At 66.0% G+C, this 21,575-nt stretch carries 23 protein-coding genes and 1 pseudogene; 14 read left to right on the top strand and 10 right to left on the bottom strand.

Annotation, left to right across the window (positions count from 1 at the left end; translation table 11 throughout):
* Positions 1 to 15 precede the first annotated feature (15 nt).
* The 8 genes from BSG17_RS05545 (at position 16) to BSG17_RS05575 (ending at position 5,894) form a co-directional block, all read left to right on the top strand.
* Entirely contained in the window at positions 16 to 507 is a 492-nt protein-coding gene (locus BSG17_RS05545; RefSeq protein WP_211609062.1) for a hypothetical protein, read from the top strand.
* Positions 504 to 2,066 (top strand): sodium:solute symporter family transporter, encoded by a 1,563-nt coding sequence (locus BSG17_RS05550; RefSeq protein WP_089821825.1) that lies wholly within the window; start codon positions 504 to 506, stop codon positions 2,064 to 2,066. The genes BSG17_RS05545 and BSG17_RS05550 overlap by 4 nt, the downstream gene beginning before the upstream one ends.
* Positions 2,066 to 2,512, top strand: a complete 447-nt coding sequence (locus BSG17_RS05555; protein ID WP_089821827.1) for a hypothetical protein — start codon at positions 2,066 to 2,068, stop codon at positions 2,510 to 2,512. The genes BSG17_RS05550 and BSG17_RS05555 overlap by 1 nt, the downstream gene beginning before the upstream one ends.
* A gap of 107 nt (positions 2,513 to 2,619) precedes the next feature.
* The gene (locus BSG17_RS26790; protein ID WP_170864717.1) at positions 2,620 to 2,775 is read left to right on the top strand and encodes a hypothetical protein; all 156 of its coding nucleotides are present in this window, start codon (positions 2,620 to 2,622) and stop codon (positions 2,773 to 2,775) included.
* 227 nt (positions 2,776 to 3,002) lie between these two features.
* On the top strand, positions 3,003 to 4,184 hold the full coding sequence (locus BSG17_RS05560; RefSeq protein ID WP_089821829.1) for a LolA family protein: 1,182 nt from the start codon (positions 3,003 to 3,005) through the stop codon (positions 4,182 to 4,184).
* A 303-nt stretch (positions 4,185 to 4,487) separates the two neighbouring features.
* Positions 4,488 to 4,859 (top strand): ArsR/SmtB family transcription factor, encoded by a 372-nt coding sequence (locus BSG17_RS05565; RefSeq protein ID WP_089821831.1) that lies wholly within the window; start codon positions 4,488 to 4,490, stop codon positions 4,857 to 4,859.
* Between the two features lies 1 nt (position 4,860).
* Complete coding sequence (locus BSG17_RS05570) at positions 4,861 to 5,178, top strand: DUF7521 family protein (RefSeq protein ID WP_089821833.1); 318 nt, start codon at positions 4,861 to 4,863, stop codon at positions 5,176 to 5,178.
* A 437-nt stretch (positions 5,179 to 5,615) separates the two neighbouring features.
* Positions 5,616 to 5,894, top strand: a complete 279-nt coding sequence (locus BSG17_RS05575; RefSeq protein WP_089822021.1) for a YgaP family membrane protein — start codon at positions 5,616 to 5,618, stop codon at positions 5,892 to 5,894.
* A 310-nt stretch (positions 5,895 to 6,204) separates the two neighbouring features.
* Here the strand turns inward: BSG17_RS05575 and BSG17_RS05580 are convergent, their stop codons facing one another.
* On the bottom strand, positions 6,205 to 6,930 hold the full coding sequence (locus tag BSG17_RS05580; RefSeq protein WP_089821835.1) for a helix-turn-helix domain-containing protein: 726 nt from the start codon (positions 6,928 to 6,930) through the stop codon (positions 6,205 to 6,207).
* Between the two features lie 106 nt (positions 6,931 to 7,036).
* Between BSG17_RS05580 and BSG17_RS05585 the strand changes: the two genes are divergently transcribed.
* A complete protein-coding gene (locus BSG17_RS05585) occupies positions 7,037 to 7,906 on the top strand; it encodes an SDR family oxidoreductase (RefSeq protein WP_089821837.1) in 870 nt (289 codons plus the stop codon).
* Here BSG17_RS05585 and BSG17_RS05590 read toward each other — a convergent pair whose 3' ends face one another.
* The 3 genes from BSG17_RS05590 to BSG17_RS05600 form a co-directional block, all read right to left on the bottom strand.
* On the bottom strand, positions 7,907 to 9,346 hold the full coding sequence (locus BSG17_RS05590; RefSeq protein WP_089821839.1) for a short-chain fatty acid transporter: 1,440 nt from the start codon (positions 9,344 to 9,346) through the stop codon (positions 7,907 to 7,909). It lies immediately after the preceding gene.
* A gap of 197 nt (positions 9,347 to 9,543) precedes the next feature.
* A complete protein-coding gene (locus BSG17_RS05595) occupies positions 9,544 to 9,903 on the bottom strand; it encodes a DUF7344 domain-containing protein (protein WP_089821841.1) in 360 nt (119 codons plus the stop codon).
* A gap of 149 nt (positions 9,904 to 10,052) precedes the next feature.
* Entirely contained in the window at positions 10,053 to 10,670 is a 618-nt protein-coding gene (locus tag BSG17_RS05600) for a DUF6663 family protein (RefSeq protein ID WP_089821843.1), read from the bottom strand.
* A gap of 92 nt (positions 10,671 to 10,762) precedes the next feature.
* On the opposite strand from BSG17_RS05600, the gene BSG17_RS05605 reads away from it, so the two are divergent.
* Positions 10,763 to 12,100: a hemolysin family protein gene (locus BSG17_RS05605; RefSeq protein WP_089821845.1), complete on the top strand. Its 1,338-nt coding sequence runs from the start codon at positions 10,763 to 10,765 to the stop codon at positions 12,098 to 12,100.
* Positions 12,101 to 12,197: 97 nt separating this feature from the next.
* Here the strand turns inward: BSG17_RS05605 and arcD are convergent, their stop codons facing one another.
* The 4 genes from arcD to BSG17_RS05625 form a co-directional block, all read right to left on the bottom strand.
* A complete protein-coding gene (gene arcD / locus BSG17_RS05610) occupies positions 12,198 to 13,703 on the bottom strand; it encodes an arginine/ornithine antiporter ArcD (protein ID WP_089821847.1) in 1,506 nt (501 codons plus the stop codon).
* 100 nt (positions 13,704 to 13,803) lie between these two features.
* Positions 13,804 to 14,682, bottom strand: a complete 879-nt coding sequence (locus BSG17_RS05615; RefSeq protein ID WP_089821849.1) for a universal stress protein — start codon at positions 14,680 to 14,682, stop codon at positions 13,804 to 13,806.
* 54 nt (positions 14,683 to 14,736) lie between these two features.
* A complete protein-coding gene (locus tag BSG17_RS05620) occupies positions 14,737 to 15,270 on the bottom strand; it encodes a VIT1/CCC1 transporter family protein (protein ID WP_089821851.1) in 534 nt (177 codons plus the stop codon).
* Positions 15,271 to 15,325: 55 nt separating this feature from the next.
* A complete protein-coding gene (locus BSG17_RS05625; protein WP_089821853.1) occupies positions 15,326 to 16,759 on the bottom strand; it encodes a dihydrolipoyl dehydrogenase family protein in 1,434 nt (477 codons plus the stop codon).
* A 155-nt stretch (positions 16,760 to 16,914) separates the two neighbouring features.
* Here BSG17_RS05625 and BSG17_RS05630 point away from each other — a divergent pair, with 155 nt between their 5' ends.
* Positions 16,915 to 17,337: an arsenate-mycothiol transferase ArsC gene (locus tag BSG17_RS05630; protein WP_089821855.1), complete on the top strand. Its 423-nt coding sequence runs from the start codon at positions 16,915 to 16,917 to the stop codon at positions 17,335 to 17,337.
* 13 nt (positions 17,338 to 17,350) lie between these two features.
* Here BSG17_RS05630 and BSG17_RS05635 read toward each other — a convergent pair whose 3' ends face one another.
* Both BSG17_RS05635 and kdgK1 read right to left on the bottom strand, forming a co-directional pair.
* Positions 17,351 to 18,574: a hypothetical protein gene (locus tag BSG17_RS05635; protein WP_089821857.1), complete on the bottom strand. Its 1,224-nt coding sequence runs from the start codon at positions 18,572 to 18,574 to the stop codon at positions 17,351 to 17,353.
* A 111-nt stretch (positions 18,575 to 18,685) separates the two neighbouring features.
* Positions 18,686 to 19,645 (bottom strand): bifunctional 2-dehydro-3-deoxygluconokinase/2-dehydro-3-deoxygalactonokinase, encoded by a 960-nt coding sequence (gene kdgK1 / locus BSG17_RS05640; protein ID WP_089822023.1) that lies wholly within the window; start codon positions 19,643 to 19,645, stop codon positions 18,686 to 18,688.
* A 248-nt stretch (positions 19,646 to 19,893) separates the two neighbouring features.
* On the opposite strand from kdgK1, the gene BSG17_RS05645 reads away from it, so the two are divergent.
* The 3 genes and pseudogenes from BSG17_RS05645 to BSG17_RS05655 all read left to right on the top strand — a co-directional run bounded on the left by BSG17_RS05645 (position 19,894) and on the right by BSG17_RS05655 (position 21,575).
* Complete coding sequence (locus tag BSG17_RS05645; RefSeq protein ID WP_089821859.1) at positions 19,894 to 20,700, top strand: winged helix-turn-helix transcriptional regulator; 807 nt, start codon at positions 19,894 to 19,896, stop codon at positions 20,698 to 20,700.
* 214 nt (positions 20,701 to 20,914) lie between these two features.
* Positions 20,915 to 21,214: pseudogene (locus BSG17_RS05650) on the top strand (hypothetical protein); the annotation flags it as partial.
* Positions 21,207 to 21,575, top strand: a complete 369-nt coding sequence (locus BSG17_RS05655) for a response regulator (RefSeq protein ID WP_170864718.1) — start codon at positions 21,207 to 21,209, stop codon at positions 21,573 to 21,575. The pseudogene BSG17_RS05650 and the gene BSG17_RS05655, both read left to right, overlap by 8 nt.

Consider the following 21,575-nt stretch of genomic DNA (forward strand, 5'->3'; position numbering starts at 1 on the left):
CTGTTCCAAGTAGGCATGGTGGAAACACATGGCACACGAAACACGCTGATGGGCGTCCTCGCCCTGCTCGCCGCGGCGTTGCTGGTCGCCGCTGCGGTACAGGCGTATCGAGTCTTCTCGTATCTGGCGATCGGACTGCTGGTCGGGTCGATCGCGGCCGCCTCTATCGAACGCAACGCGAGCGAACTGAACGTCGCCCCGTACAACGGGCTGGTCGTCGGATGGACGGTCGTGTTCGCGGCCGGCTTCACCGGCATCTGGCTGCTGTGGAACCCCTCGGTGACGTCGTACAGCTACGTGCTGGGACTGCCGACGGCGACACTCGTCTACGTCGTCTGTATCTGGCTGCTGCCCATCCTCGGGGCGTTCTACTACGCGTTTGTCTTCGCACGGATCGGCGACGACGAGGTCGTCGACGGTATAATGGACGACGCACGCGAGGCACAGCGGGGACGGAGCCTCCCGCTGTCGACCCGCGTCGAGGCGGACGGAGGTGACGACCAATGACGTCGACCGTCCTGCAGGCGATCCCCATCGCCGACAGTCCGTTCGTCCTGTTCTTCGGCGGCCTCTACATGCTTCTCGTCCTCGGCATCGGCGTCTGGGGCTACATGCAGACCGAGAGCACGAGCGACTTCCTCATCACCGGCAAGTCGATCGGGACGTGGGTGCTCGCGCTCACGGCGTTCTCGGTCATCCAGTCGGGGTTCGGCTTCGTCGGCGGCCCCGAACTCGTCTACTCGTTCGGGACGACGGCGCTGTGGATCTTCTTCACCGCGCCGCTGGGGTTCGTCGTCACGTGGGTGCTGCTGGCCAAGCGGATGCGCATCCTCGCGGACATCCGGAACGTGATGACGCTCGCCGACGGGATGTACGTCCGCTACGAGAGCGACGCGGTTCGAGGACTGACGGGCGTCGCGGTCGTCGTCGGCGTCGTCGCCTACCTCGCGACCAACCTCGCGGCGTTACAGTACGTGATGCGTGCCATCTTCGGTCTCCCCGTCATCTGGGGGCTGTTCATCGGCGCAGCCATCCTGCTGCTCTACAGTATGCTCGGCGGGATGATCGCCGGCGTCTGGACCGACTTCGTGCAGGCCATCACGATGATCGTCGGCTCGGTGCTCGTGTTCGCGTTCGCACTCGGGTTCGGTGGCGGGATGGAGAACATCTCCCGGAACCTCGCCAGCGCCGATCCGGCGCTCATCTCGCCGTTCGGCGCGCTCGGCGAACCCGCCGCAGCCGTGTTCGTCGGTCTCGGCTGGTGGATCCTGTTCTCGCTCGGCGCGGCGGGACAGCCCCACCTCATCACGAAGTTCTACATGTCGAAGAACCTCAAGATACTCCGGTGGGGCGCACCCATCGCGGCGGTGACTTACGCCATCTCCAGCCTACTGGCGTTCTCGACCGGGCTGTCGATGCGGGCGATGGTCGAGGCGGGCCAGACCGCCGCACCGAAGAGCGCGTCCGTCGTCGGCCCGGTGTTCGTCCTCGAACACACTCCCGGCGTCGTCGCGGGACTCATCCTCGCCGCACTGCTCGCGGCCATCATGAGCACCAGCGACTCGTTCCTCAACATCGGGGCGGCGGCCGTCTCCCGGGACATCCCGCGGGCGCTCGGCCGCCCCATCGAGGACGACCGGACCGAACTCCGCGTGACGCAGGGAGCGCTCGCCGGGCTGACAGTCATGTCGACGCTCATCGTCTTCTACTCGGAGACGCTCGTCGGCATCCTCGGAACCATCGGTTGGGGGTTCTTCGCGGCCGCCTTCGTCGCTATCGCGGCGCTCGGGCTGAACTGGAAGGGAGCGACGAGTGAGGGTGCCGTCGTGGCCATCGTCGGCGGGCTCGCCATCAACCTCCTGTTCAGCGCGGTGCCGCGCATCGCCGACGTCGCCGGGCTACCGGGCGTCGCCGAGAACGTCATGGCGCTCTACCCGTTCACCTCCGGCTTCCCGGTCGGAACGGTCGCACTGCTCGTCACCATCGTCCTCTTCGTCGGCGTGTCGCTGGCGACGCAGGAGGGCCGAACGGTACCGAAGGACATCGCGATCCTCCTCGAGCGCTGATGGCCGAAGAACGACTCGCCCGGTTCACACAGTGGTTCCGGCAGCGACCGACCTCCCTGGAGTTCTGGGAGGTGGTCGTCACCGACGAGCGACTCGTCTGGTGTTTCGTGGGCGAGTCGTTCTCCTCACTGCTGCTTCGGGCGGACGTCGGCGAGACCGGTCGCCGTGAGATCGAGCGGAGTGAACTAGACGACCTGCTCGCGCTGAACGAGGAGAACTTCGCGGTTCCGCTGGCAGACGTTCGTAGTATCGAACTCGACGAGGGGTCGCGCTTCCGACGAGCGTCGCTGACGCTGACGTGGGAAGACGACGGCGGAGAACAGTCGTGGACGCTCTCGAACACGAGCGACGGCGACAGTCAGCGCGACGTCGTCGAGTCGCTGGCGGCCGACGAGCGGGTGGCACACGTCGACGTCGACGTCGAAGAGCAGCGCAGCCTGTTTTGAGCACCGGTTCCGTCTCGTCGCGTCTCCGAGAGCGGACGTTCGGCGCGAGTGACACTACTTTGATTACGTCCCGACGACAGCGTCCTCAGAAGGGGAGTTATCGATAGATGGCCGATTCTTCCGAGGTCGTCAGCCTTCTGGTCGTACTCGAGTTCGTCGTCGTCGCCGTCGTCGTGCTGTTCTTGGTCCCGCTCGAAGCTGCAGCACCGTTCGTTCCACTGTTACTGTTCTTACTGGTCGTTCTCTATCTGTATCGTTCTTGAGTCGCCCAGTGCGTTCCCCGTCGCGACCGATCCGCCGACCTCTCGGTACGTGACGTTTCACAGAACTAGTTGGTTCCGTCCGCTGCGCTGAGAGCTGTCTCGGAAGTAGCTCGTTTCTGGTCCCACTGTTACGGAGTTCCGGCGGGATCCGACTGCCGGGCGTGCGGAACTCTTTACCAACCAGTTATCCGACACGCGGTCAAACCTCCACTCAGCGTGCTACTAGCATGACTCGCCCTCCACTCCGATTCGACCGACGCACACTCGTCGCGCTCGTGCTCCTCGGCGTCGCGCTTCCCGCAGTCCTCTGGACGTCGGGGGGTGCGATAGGAGATACCAGCCCCTCGGTCGACGCGAACGTGACAGAGCGCTACCGCTCCGTCGATACGCTCACTGGAACCCAGACAGTCGTGATGCGAACTAACGACACTGTCACGTCCCGGAACGTCGCCGACGTCACGCTCGTCCCCGGAACCGACCAGAGACGGGTTCGCTTCCGGAACGCGTCGGACCGACAGTACGAACTGCAGGTCTCGAACGGGTCGACGCTCTGGCTCCACGATACCGACCGAAACGCCGTGACCGCCATCGAGTTGACCGGACCGCCGACCGAGGGGACGGCCACTCGACTCCAACAGCTCGTCGCGGCTGCGGGACTGACCGACGACGCCGGTCGACCGCAATCCGTCGGCGTGTCGCCGTTACCCGCCCTGCCGCGACACGCCGGGGTCACCCCTCAATCCGACGCGAACAGTAGTTATGCCGTCGAGTTCGTCGAAACCGATACCGTCGGCGGGCGAGACGCGTACGTGCTCGACGTCTCCTCTGCGGCCAACCGGAGCGAGGCTCACTACCGACAGCGGCTGTGGGTCGACGCCGAACGGTTCTACCCACTGCGCCAGCAGACGGCGTGGATCGACGACGGTACCCGACGGTCGGTGACGACCACGTACACGAACGTAACGTTCGACGCGCAGGTGTCGGCGGACGCGTTCCGCCCCGAGGTAGACGCCGACACGACGGTACGGCGGCCGGACACTCCCGACACTGAGTGGTACCGGAGTAGCGCCGACCTGGAGGCGCAGAGTTCGATCTCGGTGCCGGAGCCGACTGTACCGCCCGCGTTCGAACTGGTCTACGCCACGCGAACGACCGGCCGAATCGACGGGGTCGGACTCCGATACGCCGCCGACGGACGCGATCTCACGGTCGCGAAGTTCAGCTACACGCTCGACATCGACCCCGACGAGCGCGACGTGACGATCGACGGCCGGCCGGCGACCTTCGACTACGGGCCGACCACCTCGCTCTCGTGGAACTGTAACGGCTACGGCTACACCGTCCGAGGAACCGGCGTCGAGGCGGATCGCTTGACCGAAGTCGCCCGGTCAGTGGACTGTCGAGCCTGAGACCTCGCGAACTTCTGGGTCAGAAACTCGCCCCCTTTTTATATCATCCGCCGGCCCATCGGTCGAACTGCAATGGGGCCTCGCCGAGCCGAAGACGTGCTGCCCTTCCCGGTAGTATCGTGACGTGCCCTCTGACAGCGCACTCCGCCCCATTGTGGTCACTGCTGACGCATCAGCCCCTCCAAGGTATCGACGTACCGCTCCGACAGCCCGCCGTACTCCCGTCTCGAACCGGCCGCCGCGACCGTCCGTGTTCGAAACCCGTGGGCATATTAACCCGACAGGCAGTCGTTCGACCGAACCGTGAGTGAGGATCCGGCACTGGATGAGATTCTCGACATCCTCAGCGACGAGTACGCCCGGGACATCCTCGCAGCGACGAGTATCAAACCCATGTCTGCACAACAGCTCGCCGACGAATGTGAGATGTCCAAACCGACGGTCTACCGCCGGGTGGAACAGCTACGAGCGTACGGTCTTCTCGACGAACAGACCAAGGTCCAGACCAGTAACAACCACTACAGCGTCTACACGGCAACGCTCTCGGAGGTCTCTATCGAGTTGGACACCGGATCCTTCGAGGCGGCCGTGACGCGCACCGACGGCGACGCGTTTCCCGGAGAGGCGGAGAGCGACACCGCCGACCGCTTCACGAAGATGTGGGAGGACCTCTGAGATGGCTCCCGTTCCCGTGGCCGCCGTCGTCGACTGGGTCATCGTCGCGCTCGCCCTCGGGTCGACGCTCGTCGGTAGCTACGTGGGATACCAGGCCTATCGCGGATATCGTCGCCACGACAGCCGACCGATGCAGGCGCTCTCTCTGGGTCTGTTTCTCCTCACGGCCGTCGCGTTCAGCATCGCCTTCGTCGGCTCGCTGCTCCTCCGGGAGGGATATCTCGGTCTGCAGTATCAGCAACTGCTCACGCTCGTCACGCGACTGTTCCAGTTCCTCGGCGTCCTGTTGATCGCCTACTCGTTACATTCGCGAGCGTAGTTCGCTCGCGAGTCGGTGCGGACAGTGCTGCTTCCATCTCTCTCGGAGGTATCTCCGTGCCTGTGCACGGCGGAGCAGGTCTTCTCCTGCATCCGTGTGAAACGTCTGGGCACCATATCTCGTCCGAGAGGCTCGGCACTCGTTCTTCAGCAGCCACAGCCCGACAGCAACGAGGGAAGCCTCAGCTGTCGTGCCGAATAGAGCGCGCGTCGAACACCAGTTGGACGTCGACGACCGTCCCTCGAACTCGAGTTCGGAGACGTATCGGGACCCGATCCGAGACCGTGGGCCGTGACAGTTGCAACCGCACGCATCCGAGATGGTTCGAGTTTCCGGACGGCCGCACTGAACGAGTCCGCATTGAATTCCCAGTCTGAGAGAATCGACTGCGCGGTTTATCCGCTACGAGCGCGTAGTACGTGTACGAGGAAGATATTATGAAGAAAAACGTCGGTGGCATGGACCGCACTGCTCGTCTCATCGTCGGGCCCCTCCTGGTCCTGACAGGAATCGCTGGCTACGCTGGCATGTTGGCCCTCGCAGTCGGCCCGTTACCCCAAGCGCTCACCTCGGTGGCCGTGTTCCTCATCGGAACGATACTACTGGTCACTGGACTCGTCCAGAAGTGCCCGTTAAATCGGGTCCTGGGGGTCAACACGTACCGTCGAGCGGAGACCGGGGAGTCGGACGTACAGGCCGTACCCAGCCAGAAGTAGTCGGGTCCGCTTCGCGGACAGCGATACAACCCCGGCACAGCCAGTGACGGGGATCGGGCGATGGCTCGGAGAGCAAGCGAGAATATAATCTGTCAGACACAATCTTTTCTATTCAGCACACGACTTCTAACAAAGACCGGAGAAGTTGTCGCGACCGGCTCGAAGACGGAGACCGAGTCTGTGGTAGGAGTACCCCTCTACTAGTGGTCTCCCACAGACGTGAACAGCGAACCAGTTACGCTGAATTCGAGACCGGAACCGAAGCCGCCGATCGACCGTCTCGAGCACCCGAAATCAGAGAGGCGTCTCTTCACTCCCGTTCCGTCACCGCCGTCTCGTCGAGGCTCGACGCCGCCGAGATGACCCGCTCCAACACCTTCTGTTCGCTCCGACGCAGGTTCTTCGAGGCGGCGGTCTTCGAGACGTCGAACTCCTCGGCGAGCGTTCCGAGCGTCGCATCTCGCGGCGTCTGGAAGTACCCCCCCTCGACGGCGCGTTCGAGCGTCTGCCGTTCCACCTCGGAGAGCGCCCGACAGCCGTCGAGCAGCTCCTTCGCCGGGTCGACGTTCTGGACGATGTCGAGATAGTCGTCCAGCGAGGTGGCGTTGCGCGCCTCGACCGAGAAGTCGTTCTCGCGTTCGAGTTCCGCCAGCGCGTCGTCCGCCGCGTCGCCCGTGTCGAAGCCGACGTTCCACAGTTCGCTCCCCTCGCGGATGCGGAACGGCCCAGTGATGTAGCCGTCGTTCTCGCGGATGACCTTCATCGCGTTCGTCTGCTCGATGTCGGATTTGATGACGGCCGACTCCCCCTGTCGAGAGAGGAGGTCGAACTCGCGCATCCCCGTCTGTTCGCCCAGTGCACCCAGCCCGTTTGTCAACGCACCTCGGTCGTCTCCCTCGACGAGGATACGCGTCTCCAACGTCTCCCGGGCGGCGTTGAAGTCCCAGTGCATCGTGTAGAAGGAGACGTCGACGTCGTCGGTGACGGCGATGTACGGGCAGTCGTACTGCACCATATCCATCGTCAGAGAGATCATAGCTACGTGCTACTCACTCACAATGCGTAATTAATCGTGTGGTACGTGCCGCGCGACTTAACATATCAACCCGCCGTTTTTCGCTCGTTCGTCACCTCTCTCGAGTATGTCCCACGACACCGACTCCGAGCATCTCACCGCGCCGACGTTCGATCCCGACGACGTCCTCGTCGTCGACGACGACCACTTCACGACCGACACAGTCGCCGTCGTCACGGGCGGCGGCTCCGGCATCGGCCGCGCGACCGTGCTCGCGCTGGCGACGAACGGACTAACGGTCGTCGCCACCGACGTCGACGACGAGGGACTCGACGGCACCGTCGAGAAAGCCGCCGAGTTCGACCTCACCGGGACGGTCGAGACGGTCACCGCCGACCTGACCGACGATGAGGAGGTGGAGGGGATCGTCGAGGAGGCGGCCACGTTCGGCGACGTCCGCTATCTGGCGAACGTCGCCGGTCTCCAGCATATCGACCCCATCGACGAGTTCCCGATGGAGCAGTACGATCTGATGCACGACGTGATGCTCCGAGCGCCGCTGAAGCTCTCGCAGCTCGTCATCCCACACATCCGCGAGACCGACGACGGCGTCGGCGCGATCGGCAACATGGCGTCGGTCCACGGCCATTACGTCACCTCCGACAAGGTCGCCTACAACGTCTCGAAGTTCGGCCTGCGCGGGCTCACCCAGTCTATCGCCGCCGAGGGTGACGGGGACCTCCGCGCCTTCTCCGTCAGCACGGGCTACGTGAAGACGCCGCTCGTCACGGACCAGATCCCCGACACCGCCGAACAGCGCGGGATCAGCGTCGACGAAGTCGTCGAGGACGTGATGCTCGGCCAGTCGCGAACGAAGGAGATGATGACGCCGACGGAGGTCGGCAACCTGTTCGTCTTCGGCTTCTCGAAGCACGGGAAACATCTGAACGGCGGCGACCTGACGTTCGACGGCGGGATGACGTTCACCTACGAGTGACTACATCGGCAGGAACGTCACGCCGACGAGGACGATGCCACCGACGCCCAACAGCACTAGCACGCAGTAGCCCATGATGTCGCGAACGGAGAGGCCGCTGATCGCCAGGAGCGGGATCGCCCAGAACGGCTGGATCATGTTCGTCCAGGCGTCGCCCCACGCCGCGGCCATCGCGACGCGGGGAACGCTGGTGCCGCTGGCTTTCGCGGCCGTCACGAGCGTCTCGCCGATGACGGCCCACTCGCCGCCGCCGCTCGGGACGAACACGTTGACGACGCCGGCCGTGAGGAAGGCGATGGCGGGGAGGAAGAAGCCCTCCGGCGACAGTTGGACCATCCCCTCTGCGATCTGCGTCGCGAGACTCGTCGATCCCTCGGGCGCGTAGGCCATGATCCCCATGATGCCGGCGTAGAACGGGAACTGGAGGATGATCCCCCAGACGTTCTCGACGGCCTCCTTGACGGCCTCGATGTAGGCGGCGGCCGACCCGTGGAGCAGGAGACCGAGAAAGAGGAGGGTGAAGTTGACGATGTTCAGATCGAGGTTGTTCCACGGCATGACGCCGTCGGCGACACCGGCGAGGAAGTAGAGGACGACCGCCGTCAGTCCCACGAGACCGACGACGACGCCGAGCGCAGTCGACCGTTCGATGCGGTCGGCGAACGTCGCGTCCGCCCTCGAGGCGCTCGTCGGGGTCGCCGTCTCGCCGCCGTCGGCGGCGGTGTCGAGGTCGGCGGGGTCGATCGGCGTCTTCTCGTCGTCGCGCGCGGGGTACATCAGCGCGAACAGCGCCGGCAGGAACAGAAACGAGACCACCGCGAAGAGCACGAGGTTCAGCGGCGTGAAGATCGTCGCGGCGGTGCCGATCGTCGACTCTAGAACGCCCGCTTCCAGCAGGAAGTTGCCGTCGTCGGGGCTGGAGTTCAACACGAGCGGGATCGACCCCGCGAGCCCGCCGTGCCAGACGACGAACCCGGAGTACGCGCCGGCGACGACGATAGGGAAGTCGATGCCGCGCAGCTCGTTGGCGACCTTCTGTGCGAAGAGCCCGCCGACTACGAGGCCGAGTCCCCAGTGGACGAACGAGGCGGTCGCGGCGACGACCGGGACGAACGCGGCGGCGCTCCGCTCGCTCGACGGCAGTGTCGCGAGACGCGACAGGAGGTCGTCGACGACGCTCGTCTGCGCGAGAGCGTACCCGGTCGTCAGAACGAGCGTCATCTGCATCGCGAAGGAGAGCAGGTTCCAGAACCCGCCGTACCAGCCGGTCGTGAGGATCGACCGGGCGTGCGCGAGCGTCGACCCTTGTGGCTCCACGAAGACGAACGCCATCCCGTAGGTGACGAACGTCAGGAGGATCGCGAACAGGAACGCCTCGGGAAGAAACCGTTCGACCAGTCGTGAACTCCCCTCCGCCATCCGACGGACGATGTTTGCCATGGATGCGGATAGCTGTCGCCTAGTCGTTCATAAAAATATGGCATAGGACCGCGCAGCCGACAGCGAAGCGACACGGCGTGACCGCCCGAGAGACGGGGAGACAGATGGCTCTGGTGACGACGGCCTGCTGCCCGGAGGGGGCGTTCGCCGGCGTCGTCACTCAGATGTGTGGATGGCCGGAGAAAACGCGGTACGGGTTATGCGAGAACCTCGAATGCAGCTGCGTTTCCGGTCACGTGGACGCCGTTGGTCTGCGTGATCGAGACGATGCTCGCGTCGGCCAGTTTCGGCAGGTGGGTGTGGTGCAGCGAGACGAGGACGCGCTCGAAGCGGTCTTCGGGCACTTCCTCACGACTCGTTCCGAACTCCTCGGCGGCGACGGCTTCGGCCAGCTCGTCTATCTCCATCGTCGAGTCACGGTCGCGGAGACACGTCAGCACGGCGCGGCGGCGGGCGTTCGCGAACACGTCGCTGGCGGTCTCGGCGGGGATGTCCGCGTCGAGGTCGTCGTCGGTCGTTGCGATGGTGAACGTGCTTCCTCTGTCTTCAACGCTCATACATGGTGGCATACACGGAGTAGGTATAGCGTGTTTGCCAAAACAGATAGGTGCGAAATCCGAGGCGGCCGAATCACGGCGTTAGAATGCTGTCCGGACGGTTTCGTCGATTTAGTTTAAATACCCCCACCTCCCGCAGGACGACGAACTCACTCCCGGGGACAGTCGTACGTGTCGCGGACGGTCTCCGCCAGGATCCCCTCGGCTCGGAAGACGATGTAGACGAGTACGAACGGTTCGTCGGCGGGGCGCATCACGAACACCTCGCGGGGGCCCTCGTCGTCGCGGTTCTCGTTCACGCGCTGGACGAGCGGTTCCAGCGGGCGGGTGCCGCTACGGAACTCCTCGAACAGGTCGCGTGCGCCCGACTGCTTCGCGAAGACGTAGAGGACGCCGTTAGCCGCGCCGTCGGTGTCGTAGGTGACGCGGGAGTTCATCCCTTCGCCCTCGGCCTCGGCGGTCTGCCACGTCTCGCGGGCGGCCTCGAAGACGCCTGTGACGCCGTCGACGAACTCGATGCGACTCCGACTGTCGACGTCGACCGACGCGAACCGGGCCGTCCCGTCGTTCCAGGCGAGCGACGCGTCGACGACGTAGCCGGGGCGGAGATCGTCGACGGCGGTGTCGTCGACGCCCGCGAGATCGTCGTCGTCACCGTCGGTGCGGACGTACGTCGGCTCGAACGTTTCGAGGTCGATGAGCAGCAGCTCCGGTCGCTCGCGGGGGCTGTCGAGGACGCGGAACCGGCCGCTCGTGGTCAGTTCCATAGCTGCCGGTAACCGTCGCGGCCGCTTAAGCCGGGCGGTCCGGCCTCGACCGTTGGGCAAGGAACTATGTCCCGCTCTCCGAATGAGGTGGCATGGTGCAGGTCTTCGACGTGACGACGATAGTCGGCGTCGCGACAGTCGCAGTACTTCTCGTCTGCAGTGCGTTCTTCTCCGGGAGCGAGATCGCCGTGTTCTCGCTCGAACGCCACCGGCTGAGCGCGCTCCTCCAGCGCGAGCCCAACAGTCGCGTCGCACCGCTGCGACGGCTTCGCGACGACCCCCACCGCCTGCTCGTCACCATCCTCGTCGGCAACACCGTCGTCAACGTCGCGATGGCCAGTATCGCTACCGCCGTCGTCGCCCGCCTCTTCGACCCGACGACGGGTGCGGTCGTCTCGACGGTCGTCGTCAGCGGCCTCGTGCTCGTCTTCGGCGAGATCTCCCCCAAGTCCTACGGCGTCGCCAACGCCGAGTCGGTGGCGCTGTCGGTGGCCCGCCCGCTCGAACTGGTCCAGAAGGCGTTGTATCCGGTCGTCCTCTTCTTCGATCTGGTCACGAGCGGTATCAACCGCGTCACCGGCGGCGGACAGGACATCGAACGCCCCTACGTCACCCGCGAAGAGATCGAGGCGCTGCTCACGACGGGCGAACGTATCGGCGCTATCGAAGAGGCGGAACACGAGATGGTCCAGGGCGTCTTCGACCTCAGTTCGACCAGCGCTCGCGAGGTGATGGTGCCGCGGGTGAACGTCGTCGGCGTCGACGTCGAGACGCCGCTGGAGGAGGTGCTCGAGATCTGCTCGACGAACCGCCTCACCCGACTCCCCGTCTACGAGGGGACGCTCGAACAGATGGTCGGCATCGCCGACATCCGCGACGTCGAACGGGCCGCCCGCGAGGGGCTGAACCTCCGCGACGTGCTGTTGCCGACGCTGCAGGTACCCGACAGCCGCGAGATAGACAACCTCCTCACCGAGATGCAGGAGAAACGTGTCCCGATGGTTGTCGTTCGCGACGAGTTCGGCGAGATGGAGGGGATCCTCACCGTCGAAGACATCTTAGAGGAGATCGTCGGCGAGATCTTCGAGGTGGGCGAAGAGCGGTTCATCCGCCCGACCGCCGACGGCCTGCTCGTGAAGGGCGAGGTGACAGTCGGCGAGATCAACGACTTCCTCGACGTCTCGCTCCCACGCGAAGGCGACTTCGAGACGGTCGCTGGACTCATCAACACCGAACTGGGTCGCATCGGCGACGTCGGCGACACCGTCGAGGTGGCGAACGTCTCGCTCACGGTCGAACGCGTCGACGGCAACCGCATCAGTCGGGTACGCGTCGAGCGACTGGAAGACGTGGCGTCGGACGACGAAGGGACGGACGTGGACGCTGGTGCGAACACGGACACGGACGCGGACGCCGAGACGGGAGAGTAGCGCCGCCGCTCGTCCGTCGGGTGCGAGACGAGAGAGGACGGGACGAAGCGAGAACTGTAGATCGAACGGAGCGCGTCGGTCGTCGACGCTGGAGGCGTCAGTCGTCGTCGTCCGCGATGGACTTGACCGCGCCCTTGATACCCGCCTTCGTCTCCTCTTCCTGGGCCGTGATGCGCCACCCCGTCACGCCCATCAGAACGAGGATGGCCGGCGAGAGGAACCCGAGGAAGTAGTACGGCGCGTAGCCCGCGAGACCCCAGTCACCCGCCCAGACCGGGACGCCGAGCACGCCGGCCATGTAGACGCCGCCCGCGTTCCACGGGATGAGCGCGCTCGTCGTCGTCCCGGCGGCCTCGACGCCGCGCGAGAGGTTCCGCGAGTCGAGGTCGTACTCGTCGTAGAGCCCGCGGAGGCTCATCCCGGGGACGACGATGGACATGTACTGCTCGGCCGCGAGGACGTTCATCCCGATGGCGGAGGCCGCGGTGCCGACCGTGAGACCCGCCACCGACGAGATGAGTTTGCCGACAGCGTGTGCGATCACTGCGAGCACGCCCGTCCGCTCGAGCAGGCCGCCGAGCGAGAGCGCGGCGACGACGATGGTGATGGTCCACGCCGACCCGATGAGACCGCCCGTGTTCAGGAGACTGTTGACGAGTTCGACGTTCGTCTCGGGGGCGGTGCCGTTCTGGGCGACCTCCCAGGCGGTGACGAACCCCTCGACGCTGACGGGACCTTGGACGAAGATCTGCGTGAACGCACCGACGAAGATTCCCGCCGCGAGCGCCGGGAGCGCCGGGTAGCCGCGCAGCGCCAGCCCGAACGTGACGACGAGCGGGATGAACACCAGCGGCGAGACGCTGTACGCGCCGGCGATGGCGCTCTGGATCTCGTTGACGCGACCGGCGGGCGTCCCGCCCGTCGCGGACATCCCGAGCACCGCGTAGCCGACGACCGAGATGGCGAGCGCCAGCCCCGTCCCGACCCGCATCGTCCGGATGTGGGTCATGAGGTCGGTGTTGGTCACCGCTGCCGCGAGGTTCGTCGTGTCCGACAGCGGCGAGATCTTGTCGCCGGTGTACGCGCCGGTCAGCACCGCGCCGGCGGTCATCGGTTCGGGGATGCCGAGTCCGGCCCCGATGCCGATGAACGCGACGCCGAGCGTCCCCGCCGTCGTCCACGACGAGCCGACGGCGAACGCGACGAGCGTCGCGAGTAGCGCGGCCGCTGGCAGAAAGATCTGCGGCGAGAGGAGGTCGAGTCCGTAGTAGATGAGCGCTGGAATCGTCCCCGCGCCGGTCCAAACGGCGATGAGGATGTAGATGACGAAGATGATGAGTATCGCCTGCATCCCCATCCGCAGGCCGTCGACGATGCCTTCGTACATCCGCTGCCACGAGACGCCGATCCAGTAGCGACCGACCAGCCCCGTGAGCACCATCCCCCACACGAGCGGGAAGTGCGCGTCGAGTCCCAACCCGATGGCCCCGACGCTCAGAAACAACAGCATCCCGACGACGGGCACCAGCGCCTGCAGCAGCGTGGGCCGCTCGTCGGCTGGGATGTCGTCGTATGTCAGCGGTTCGAACGATAGTGTCGCCATGTGGGCGACGGTATTCCGTTAGCGCATATGTATCTGCGGTTTATATGCGTCCTAGGCATCTCTTGGCACGGCTGGGTCTCTCTCGCAATTATTGCCTGAGTTAGGTGATGGAGGCGGGCGACGTGCGAACTGTCAGGACGGGTCGTTCGGCCGACCGGAGGACGCGCTCGGTCGTACTGCCGAGCAACGTCGGTTCAACCCCGGCCGCCCCCTGTGTACCCATCGCCACGAGATCAGCGTCGACCTCCGCCGCGTAGTCGAGGATAGTCCGCGCCGGACGCCCCCGACGAACCGCCGTCTCCACGTCGACGCCGGCCTCCGTCAGTCGAGCGCCGACCTCGGTGGTGACGCGCGACCCGAGTCGGTCGAACCCGCCGATGAGGTCGACCACCAGGTCGGGGTCGTAGAGAGTGACGTCCACCACGTAGAGGACGTAGACGGTCGCGTCGAACGCCGTCGCCACCTGCTGGGCGTGGGCGACGACCGCGTCCGCTCCCGTACTGCCGTCGGTCGCCAACACGATCGACTCGTAGCTCGGATGTTTCACGTGTCGCCCACCCGCGACGAACACCGGTATCGACGCATTCGAGACGAGTCGGGAGGCCGTGCTGCCGAACAGCGTCTCCGCGAGGCCTCCACGGCCGTGGCTGCCGACGGCGAGGAGGTCGACGGCGTTGCGCTCGGCGTAGTCGAGCAGTGTCCGGTGGACGGTCCCGGACTCGACGCTGCTCACGACGTCGACACCACGTCCCCGTGCGCGGTTGGCGACCGTCTCGACGAACGCCTCGGCGCGGCGGCGCATGGAGCTCTGGACGTGCTCTCTCGTCTCCTCGTCGTCGGGGCCTTCGTAGGGCGGGACGACCGCGACGACGTGGAGCGTCGCGTCGAAGACGGCGGTGAGCGAGAGCGCGTGGTCGGCGGCGGCGGTCGCCCCATCGCTCCCGTCGGTCGCGAGGAGGACTGTCTCGAAGTCGGTCATACGACCACTACGTGGTCGAGTGCGATGCAGTTTGCGGCGTCGTGGCGCGGCGGGTCAGGCGACGCCTTTCAGCAGCGTGCCGACGACGAACGCCACCGTCGCCGCGAGCATCCCGACGACGAACATCTCACCGCCGTTGACGAACCAGTGCCGTGCGGTGACGAAACTCCGACTCGCGCCGACGACGAAGAAGGCGACCCCGGTGAACAGGATCGACGTCGGGAACAGCGGCGTGAGCACGAACACGTAGGGCGCCAGTGGGAGCGCGCCGGCGACGACGAACGCCAGGAAGGTGACGGCCGCCGTCCGGGCCGGACTCTTCCCGTCGTCGTCGACGTGGTTCCCCCGTGCGGCCTCGTAGTCGGCCTCCGAGCGACGACTGAGGAAGTTGCTCATCCCCATCGAGAACCCGTCGGCGAACAGGTTCGCCGCACCGAGGACGAGCACGATCGTCGGGTCCAGCGCCGCCCCGGCGACGCCGGCGACGACGGCGAACGTCGTGACGATGCCGTCGTTCGCACCGTAGATGACCTCGGCGATGTACTTCCCCGAGGGGTGAATCTCGTCGCCAAGCAGTGTCTCCAGCATACAGTCGAGTAGGTATGCAACCTGTTACGTTTTAGTTGGCGTGTCGACGCATCGACTACCGTCGGTCCAGTTTCTCCGTCGCCGCCCGGAACAGACCGTCGAGGATCTCTGGCGTCGTCGGGTGGTACGCGCGGTCCGGCAGGTCGCGGACGTCTAACTCCATCTCGACGGCGACCTGCATCGTCTTGGCCATCACGTCGGCGTGGTAGTGGAGTCCCTGATACCCCAGCACGGTGCCGTCGTCGGCGTCGACGACGAGCTCCGCGCGACCGCGGGGCGTCGTCTTCGTCTTGAACACGCCGTCGTCGCTCGCCTCGCGCATGACGGCGTGGTAGTCGAGTCCCGCCTCGTCGGCGGCGAACCGTGAGTAGCCGACGCGGGCGTAGGGGTAGACCGCCGCACCGGAGAAGACGACGTGGTGGTGGACGTTCTCGTACCGCTCCAGTTCCTCTCCGCGGGCGTGCGCGAGGATGTTGTCGCCGGCGACGTAGCCCTGTTCCTTGGCGACGTGGAGAATCTGCTCCTTCCCGTTGACGTCGCCGACGACGAACACCCGGTCGTCGTCGCGGCTCTGCATCGTGTCGTCGACCCATCCCTCGTCGATCGAGATCGACGTGTTCTCCAGTCCGAGCCCGTCGACGGCGAGGCGACGACCCGTAAACAGAAAGAGCTGCTCGGCCTCGACGACGTCCGACTCGCCGTCTCGGTCGACGTGCAGACGGACGCCGCCGTCCTCGGTCGGTTCGAGCGACCGCTCGTACGTGTTCGTCAGGATCTCGACGTCGAACTCCTCGCGGTAGAGCGCCAGCAGTTCGTCGCCGAACTCGGGGTCGGCCTCGTCGAGCGGCCGGTCGTCGTGCTCCACGACGGTGAGGTCGGAGACGCCCGCCTCCCTGAGGTACGGGACGAGCTCCATCCCGATGTAACCGAACCCCATCACGACGCCCGAGTCGGGGAGTTCAGTGGCGTCGAGCACCTCGTCGGAGGTCATGTAGTCGACCTCGTCGATGCCGTCGAGGTCGGGGACATTGACCGACGACCCGGTGGCGACGACGACGTAGTCGGCGTCGAGTTCCCGCTCGTCGGGTTCGCCGTCGACGTCGGCGACGTGTACCGTGTGGTCGTCGACGAACGCGGCGGTGCCGTGGAGGAACTCGACGCCCTCGCGGCCGGTCAGCCGGTGGACCGCCGCGCGGCGGTGTTCGGCGAACCCGAGAACGTGGTCGTCCTTCGTGGCGACCGTCTCCTCGAGGTCGATCGTCGGCGGGTCGCCGACGAGGCGGTCGTCGTGCCGCGTCTGATACCGGTGGGCCGCCGCCGACAGCACCTCCTTCGAGGGCATACAGCCGCGCAGGATACAGAGCCCTCCGCCCGGGGTTCCGTTGTCAACGAGGGTGAGACGGTCGACGGTCTCGCCGACGTGCTCCGAGAGCGTCTCGGCGACGGCGACGCCCGCACTTCCGTAGGCACCGATGATGACGACGTGCATACTCGGCCATCAGAGCGGAGCGGATTAGGTGTTGTGTCGAGCGAACTGCCCGACGGCGGCGGCCGAGCCGTCCGGTTCGACCCATCCACCGAGATATATACACCACAATAGCGCTCTTACGAACCGTTATCACCGAGAGCGTCTCCAGTACCGCCATGAGCGACGCCAGTACCCGGTTCGGATTCGTCTGTGTACAGAACGCGGGACGCAGTCAGATGTCGGCCGCCTTCGCCGAACGAGAGCGAGCTCGCCGCGGACTCACGGACGAGGTAGCGGTCCTTACGGGCGGGACGCATCCGGCCGACGAGGTCCACCCGGAGGTCGTCGAGGTGATGAGCGAACTCGGGATCGACCTCTCGAACCGGGTCCCACGGGAGGTCACGGACGAAGAACTGAACGCGTGTGACGTCGTCGCGACGATGGGATGTTCGACGCTCGAACTCGACGCCGACGTGGCGGTCCGCGACTGGGCGCTCGACGACCCGCACGGACAGGACACAGAGCGCGTCCGCGAGATTCGAGACGAGATCGAACGTCACGTCGTCGCCCTCTTCGACGAACGGTTCGGCGAACGGTGAGCCGCAGTTCCGCTCAGTCGCGCTGACGGGAGCGGGCGACTGAAGCGACGACGAGGGCAGCGAGCGCGGTGACGGCGGCGACGAGACCGAAGCCGGGACTCGACGTCTCGGTCTGAGTGGTCGTCTCCGTCTCGGTTCCCGCGTCACTCTCGGTGGCCGGCCCCGAGTCGCCGGCGGTGGTCGTCTCGCCCGACGTGTCCGTCGCAGAGCCGTTCGCCTGTCCGCCCTGAAGCGCCACCGTTCGCTCGGAGAAGTGGTTGACTGCGACGGCGGCCTCGGTCGTCGAGTCTACGGAACTGCTCGGTTGCGTCAGATACTTCGAGCGCTGTCCGCCGTCGGCAGCCATCGGCAGTTCGCTGTACGCCGTCGCCCTCGCGGCCGTCTCGCCGTCGACGGTCACCGAGAGGCCGCTCGCGCCGTCGAGCGCCTCGTTCGAGACGCTCGCGAGGAGAACCGTCCCCTCCTGAGTCGTCCGGTCGACAGCCAGTTCGACCCGGTCTGCGCTCTGTTCGCTCGTTCTCAGCGAGGTCGTCTCTCCGTACGTGACAGTGTCGACGACGCGTTCGCCGTCCTGCTGCATCACGTACGCCTCCGCGGTGGCGACGCCGTCGGCGATGAGACTCTCCTGGTTTCTGTCGTCGGTGCCTCGCCGGCGGTCGTACGTGCGGACGACGAGATAGCCGTCCTCGCCGACCTCCGCGACGACGTCGCCGTCGTCGTTGACACCGACCGTCCCGTTGCCGACGACGAACGCGGCGGCCTCGGGGCCTTCGTCGGTCTCGATGACCGCCGTCGCGTCACCCCAGTAGCCCGCCTCCCCCTTCTCGCTGACGTTCAACTGGACGTACTGCGTCGCGTTCGTGCTCTCGACGACCATGATCCCGTGGGGGTTGTCGTGGACGTCGATGGTCGCGCCGCTGTCGGCGGTGATCGTCGCGTTGGTCGTCGTCCGCGAGTCGACCGTCAGCCCGCTCCCCGAGAGCGAGGCGACGGAACCGACGTCACTGCCGACTCCGAGCGGTCCGTCGTCCTCCGCAGTCTGCTTCGACTGGACGGATACGGAGTCGAAGAAGGTCGTCCCGTCGACGCGGTAGTCCGTCAGCGCGTTGGACTGCGTCCCGAACGTGACGTGCGCTCCGTCGTACGCCGAGGCGTTCTGTGCACCGGCGACCGAAGCGACCCCGGCCGTCGCCGACGTGACGAGCAGTACCGTCGCTACTACCGCGAGAATACGCATGAGTACGCGAACGCTACTCCGGGTCTGGTCTATAATCTTGTGGCCTCGAGGGTCGAGAACCGGTGTTCGGCCCCCGTCCAGCGGTCGATAGCCGTCGGTCGGTCGTCGGCCTCACCGCGAGATGGCGTCGGCCTCGTCGGCGACGACCCGCTCGACCTCCTCGCGCGTGACGAGTGCGACGTCGCCGCTGATCGTCCGCTTCAGGGACGCGGTCGCCGCCCCGTACGCTAGCGACTCGTCCATGGTTCCGCCCTCGATGCGCTTCGCCAGGAAGCCGCCGACGAAGGCGTCGCCGGTGCCGATGGCGTCGTAGGTGTCGGCCGAGAACACCGCCTGCTCGTAGGTCTCGCCGTCGTGCAACGCCAACGCGCCCTCGTCGCCGCGGGTGACCACGACCGTCTCGAAGTCGTGAGTCGACGCGAGGTGGCGGGCCATCTCGGCGGCCGACCCGTCGAGGTTCAGACACGTCCGCGCGTCGCTCTCGGGGGCGACGAGCACGTCGACGTGGGGGAAGAGCTCGCGATACCCCTCGGCGGCCTCGGCGGGCGACCAGAGCTTCGTCCGGTAGTTCAGGTCGAACGCCGTCTCCGTCCCCGCCTCCTGCGCGCGCTTCAACAGCGCCTCGGTCGTCTCCGCGGCCGTCGCCGAGAGTGCAGGCGTGATGCCGCTCGTGTAGAACACCTCGGCCTCGTCGACGGCGTCGGCCGGGAGTTCCTCGACGGTCGCCGTCGTGACGGCGGCGTTCGCCCGGTCGTAGATGACGTTCGTCCCGCGGGGTTCGCCGCCGTACTCGAGATAGTAGGTACCGACCCGGGCGTCGTCGCCGTCGTCCCACGCGACCCCCGTATCGACGCCGTAGCTCTCCAGTTCGGCGACGATGCGGCGCCCGAGCGGCGACGCCGGAAGCTTCGAGAGCCACGTCGCCTCACAGCCGAGGTTCGCCGCGGCGGTCGCGACGTTACTCTCTGCGCCTCCGGCCTGCACGTCGAGCTCGCGAGTCCGTTCCAACCGGTCGCCTCGGGGGGGAGAGAATCGAAGCATCGTCTCCCCGAAGGTGACGATATCTGGCATACCGAGAGAGTCTGACGTCGGCGCACATAAGTTCCGGTCGTTCCGTCGGAACTCGCCGAGCGTCACAGAGCGATCAATCGTCCGACGAGTGGCCACCACTCTTAACAGCGGACTGGTCATATCAGGCAGCGAGAACGGTCCACGACGTCGTCGGACCGTCGGCGCACGTGACGACTGTACGACCACACGGCAGGTCACAGATCACCGGGCACACACTGCGACCGCCACTCCCACCCTGACTCACATCCATGTCTCGTTTCATTCGGCGTATCACACTGCTCGTAGTCGTCGGCATCCTCGTCAGCACTCCGACTGCCGTGGCTACGACCGCTGCACAACCCACGACCACACCGTCCGACGTGACGGCGAAACACGCGGCTGCACAGGCGACGGCGACTGCCGACGCGGCGTCGCTCCCCGAGACGATCGACGCGTCACTCTCCGAGACGCCGTTCGGGCCCGACCGTCCGCGGACGGCCGTCGGCGGCGAGTTGCCGGAGAGGCTCACGCAGTTCGTCCAGGAGACGCCGCTCGAGATCGCCGTCCCCGAACTGCTGATGGCTGCCGGCGTGAACCGCCGCTCGGAGTCGACGACGCTGGAGAACGACACCCGAAAGGCGCTCTACGAGACCGTCCGCGAGTCGCCGGGGACGTACCTCAGCGAACTCGCCTCGGAGTTCGGGCTCTCGGTGTCGACCGTCCGGTATCACGCCCGGATCTTGGAGAACGACCATGCCGTGACGATCGTCGAGTCAAGCGGAAAACACCGGCTGTATCCGGTCGACGGGACCGACCCGACGCTGTCGGCCGCGCTCGACGAGGAGTCGACCGCACGGATCATCTACGGGATCGACCGGCTGGGACCGGTGACCGTCGCAGAGCTCGCTGCCGAACTCGGACTGGCCGACAGCACCGTCTCTCATCACCTCAAACGACTCGACGACGACGGATTGGTGACTCGCGAACGTCGCGGCCGCGAGGTGCTCACCGAACTGACGCCGACGGTCGAGACGGCCGTCGGAACCGACGACGACACGCTCGAATCGGCCGATTGACCCCTCCGACAACCAACTATTCGACGCGTTTGAGGGAAAAATTATATAGACGTGTCGGCGTAGCTCGCGTAGTGGACCACAGCCCGGGCGTCTCCGTCGATATAGTCGTCCCGCTCGTCCCACATCGTTCACCTCTCCAGCCATGACTGAGACGATCTCTCGACTCTCGAGCGGTATCGACGGCCTCGACGACGTGCTCAACGGCGGCTACCTCGAGGGCGACGCCTACCTGATACGCGGCGAACCCGGAACCGGGAAGACGCTCCTCGGTCTCCACTTTCTCCGTCACCTCGAGCGTCGCGGCGAGATGCGGAAGGCGATCGGCGTGCTGAAGAAGCGGACGAGCGACTACGAACGCCAACTGCGGGAGTTCAGCATCACCGAACACGGCATCGCGGTCGGCGAGTCGCTCTCCGGCCTCCGCGACGTGCTCACGGGGACGCCCGAGGAGGTCGTCGCTCAGGGCCGCGGAGCCATCGAGAACGCGCATTGGGGAGCGACGGACGGTGAGTGACCACCGGACGGTGGTCGTCCTCGCTGTGAACCCCCGGAACCGGGAACTGCTCGCGGCGGCGCTGGACGACGGCTACACCGTCGAGAGGTTCTCCGACCTCTCGTGCGTCGAGAGACGACTCGACGACGGGATCGGACTGGCCGTCGTCGACGTCGACGGGTTCGATCGCTCGGTGCTCTCGGTGGTCGAGTCGTTCCACACGCGGGGGACGCCCGTGGTCGTCCTCTCGCGGCGGGTCTCCTCCGTGCTCCGGCGGCGAGCGATGGACGCCGGCGCGCTCGTGGTTCTCGAGAAACCGGTCTCCAGAGCCGAACTCACCCACCGGGTACAGATGTTGCTCCCGGCGAACCCTCGACCGTAG

The sequence above is a fragment of the Halogranum amylolyticum genome (assembly GCF_900110465.1).
Taxonomy (GTDB): Archaea; Halobacteriota; Halobacteria; order Halobacteriales; family Haloferacaceae; genus Halogranum; species Halogranum amylolyticum.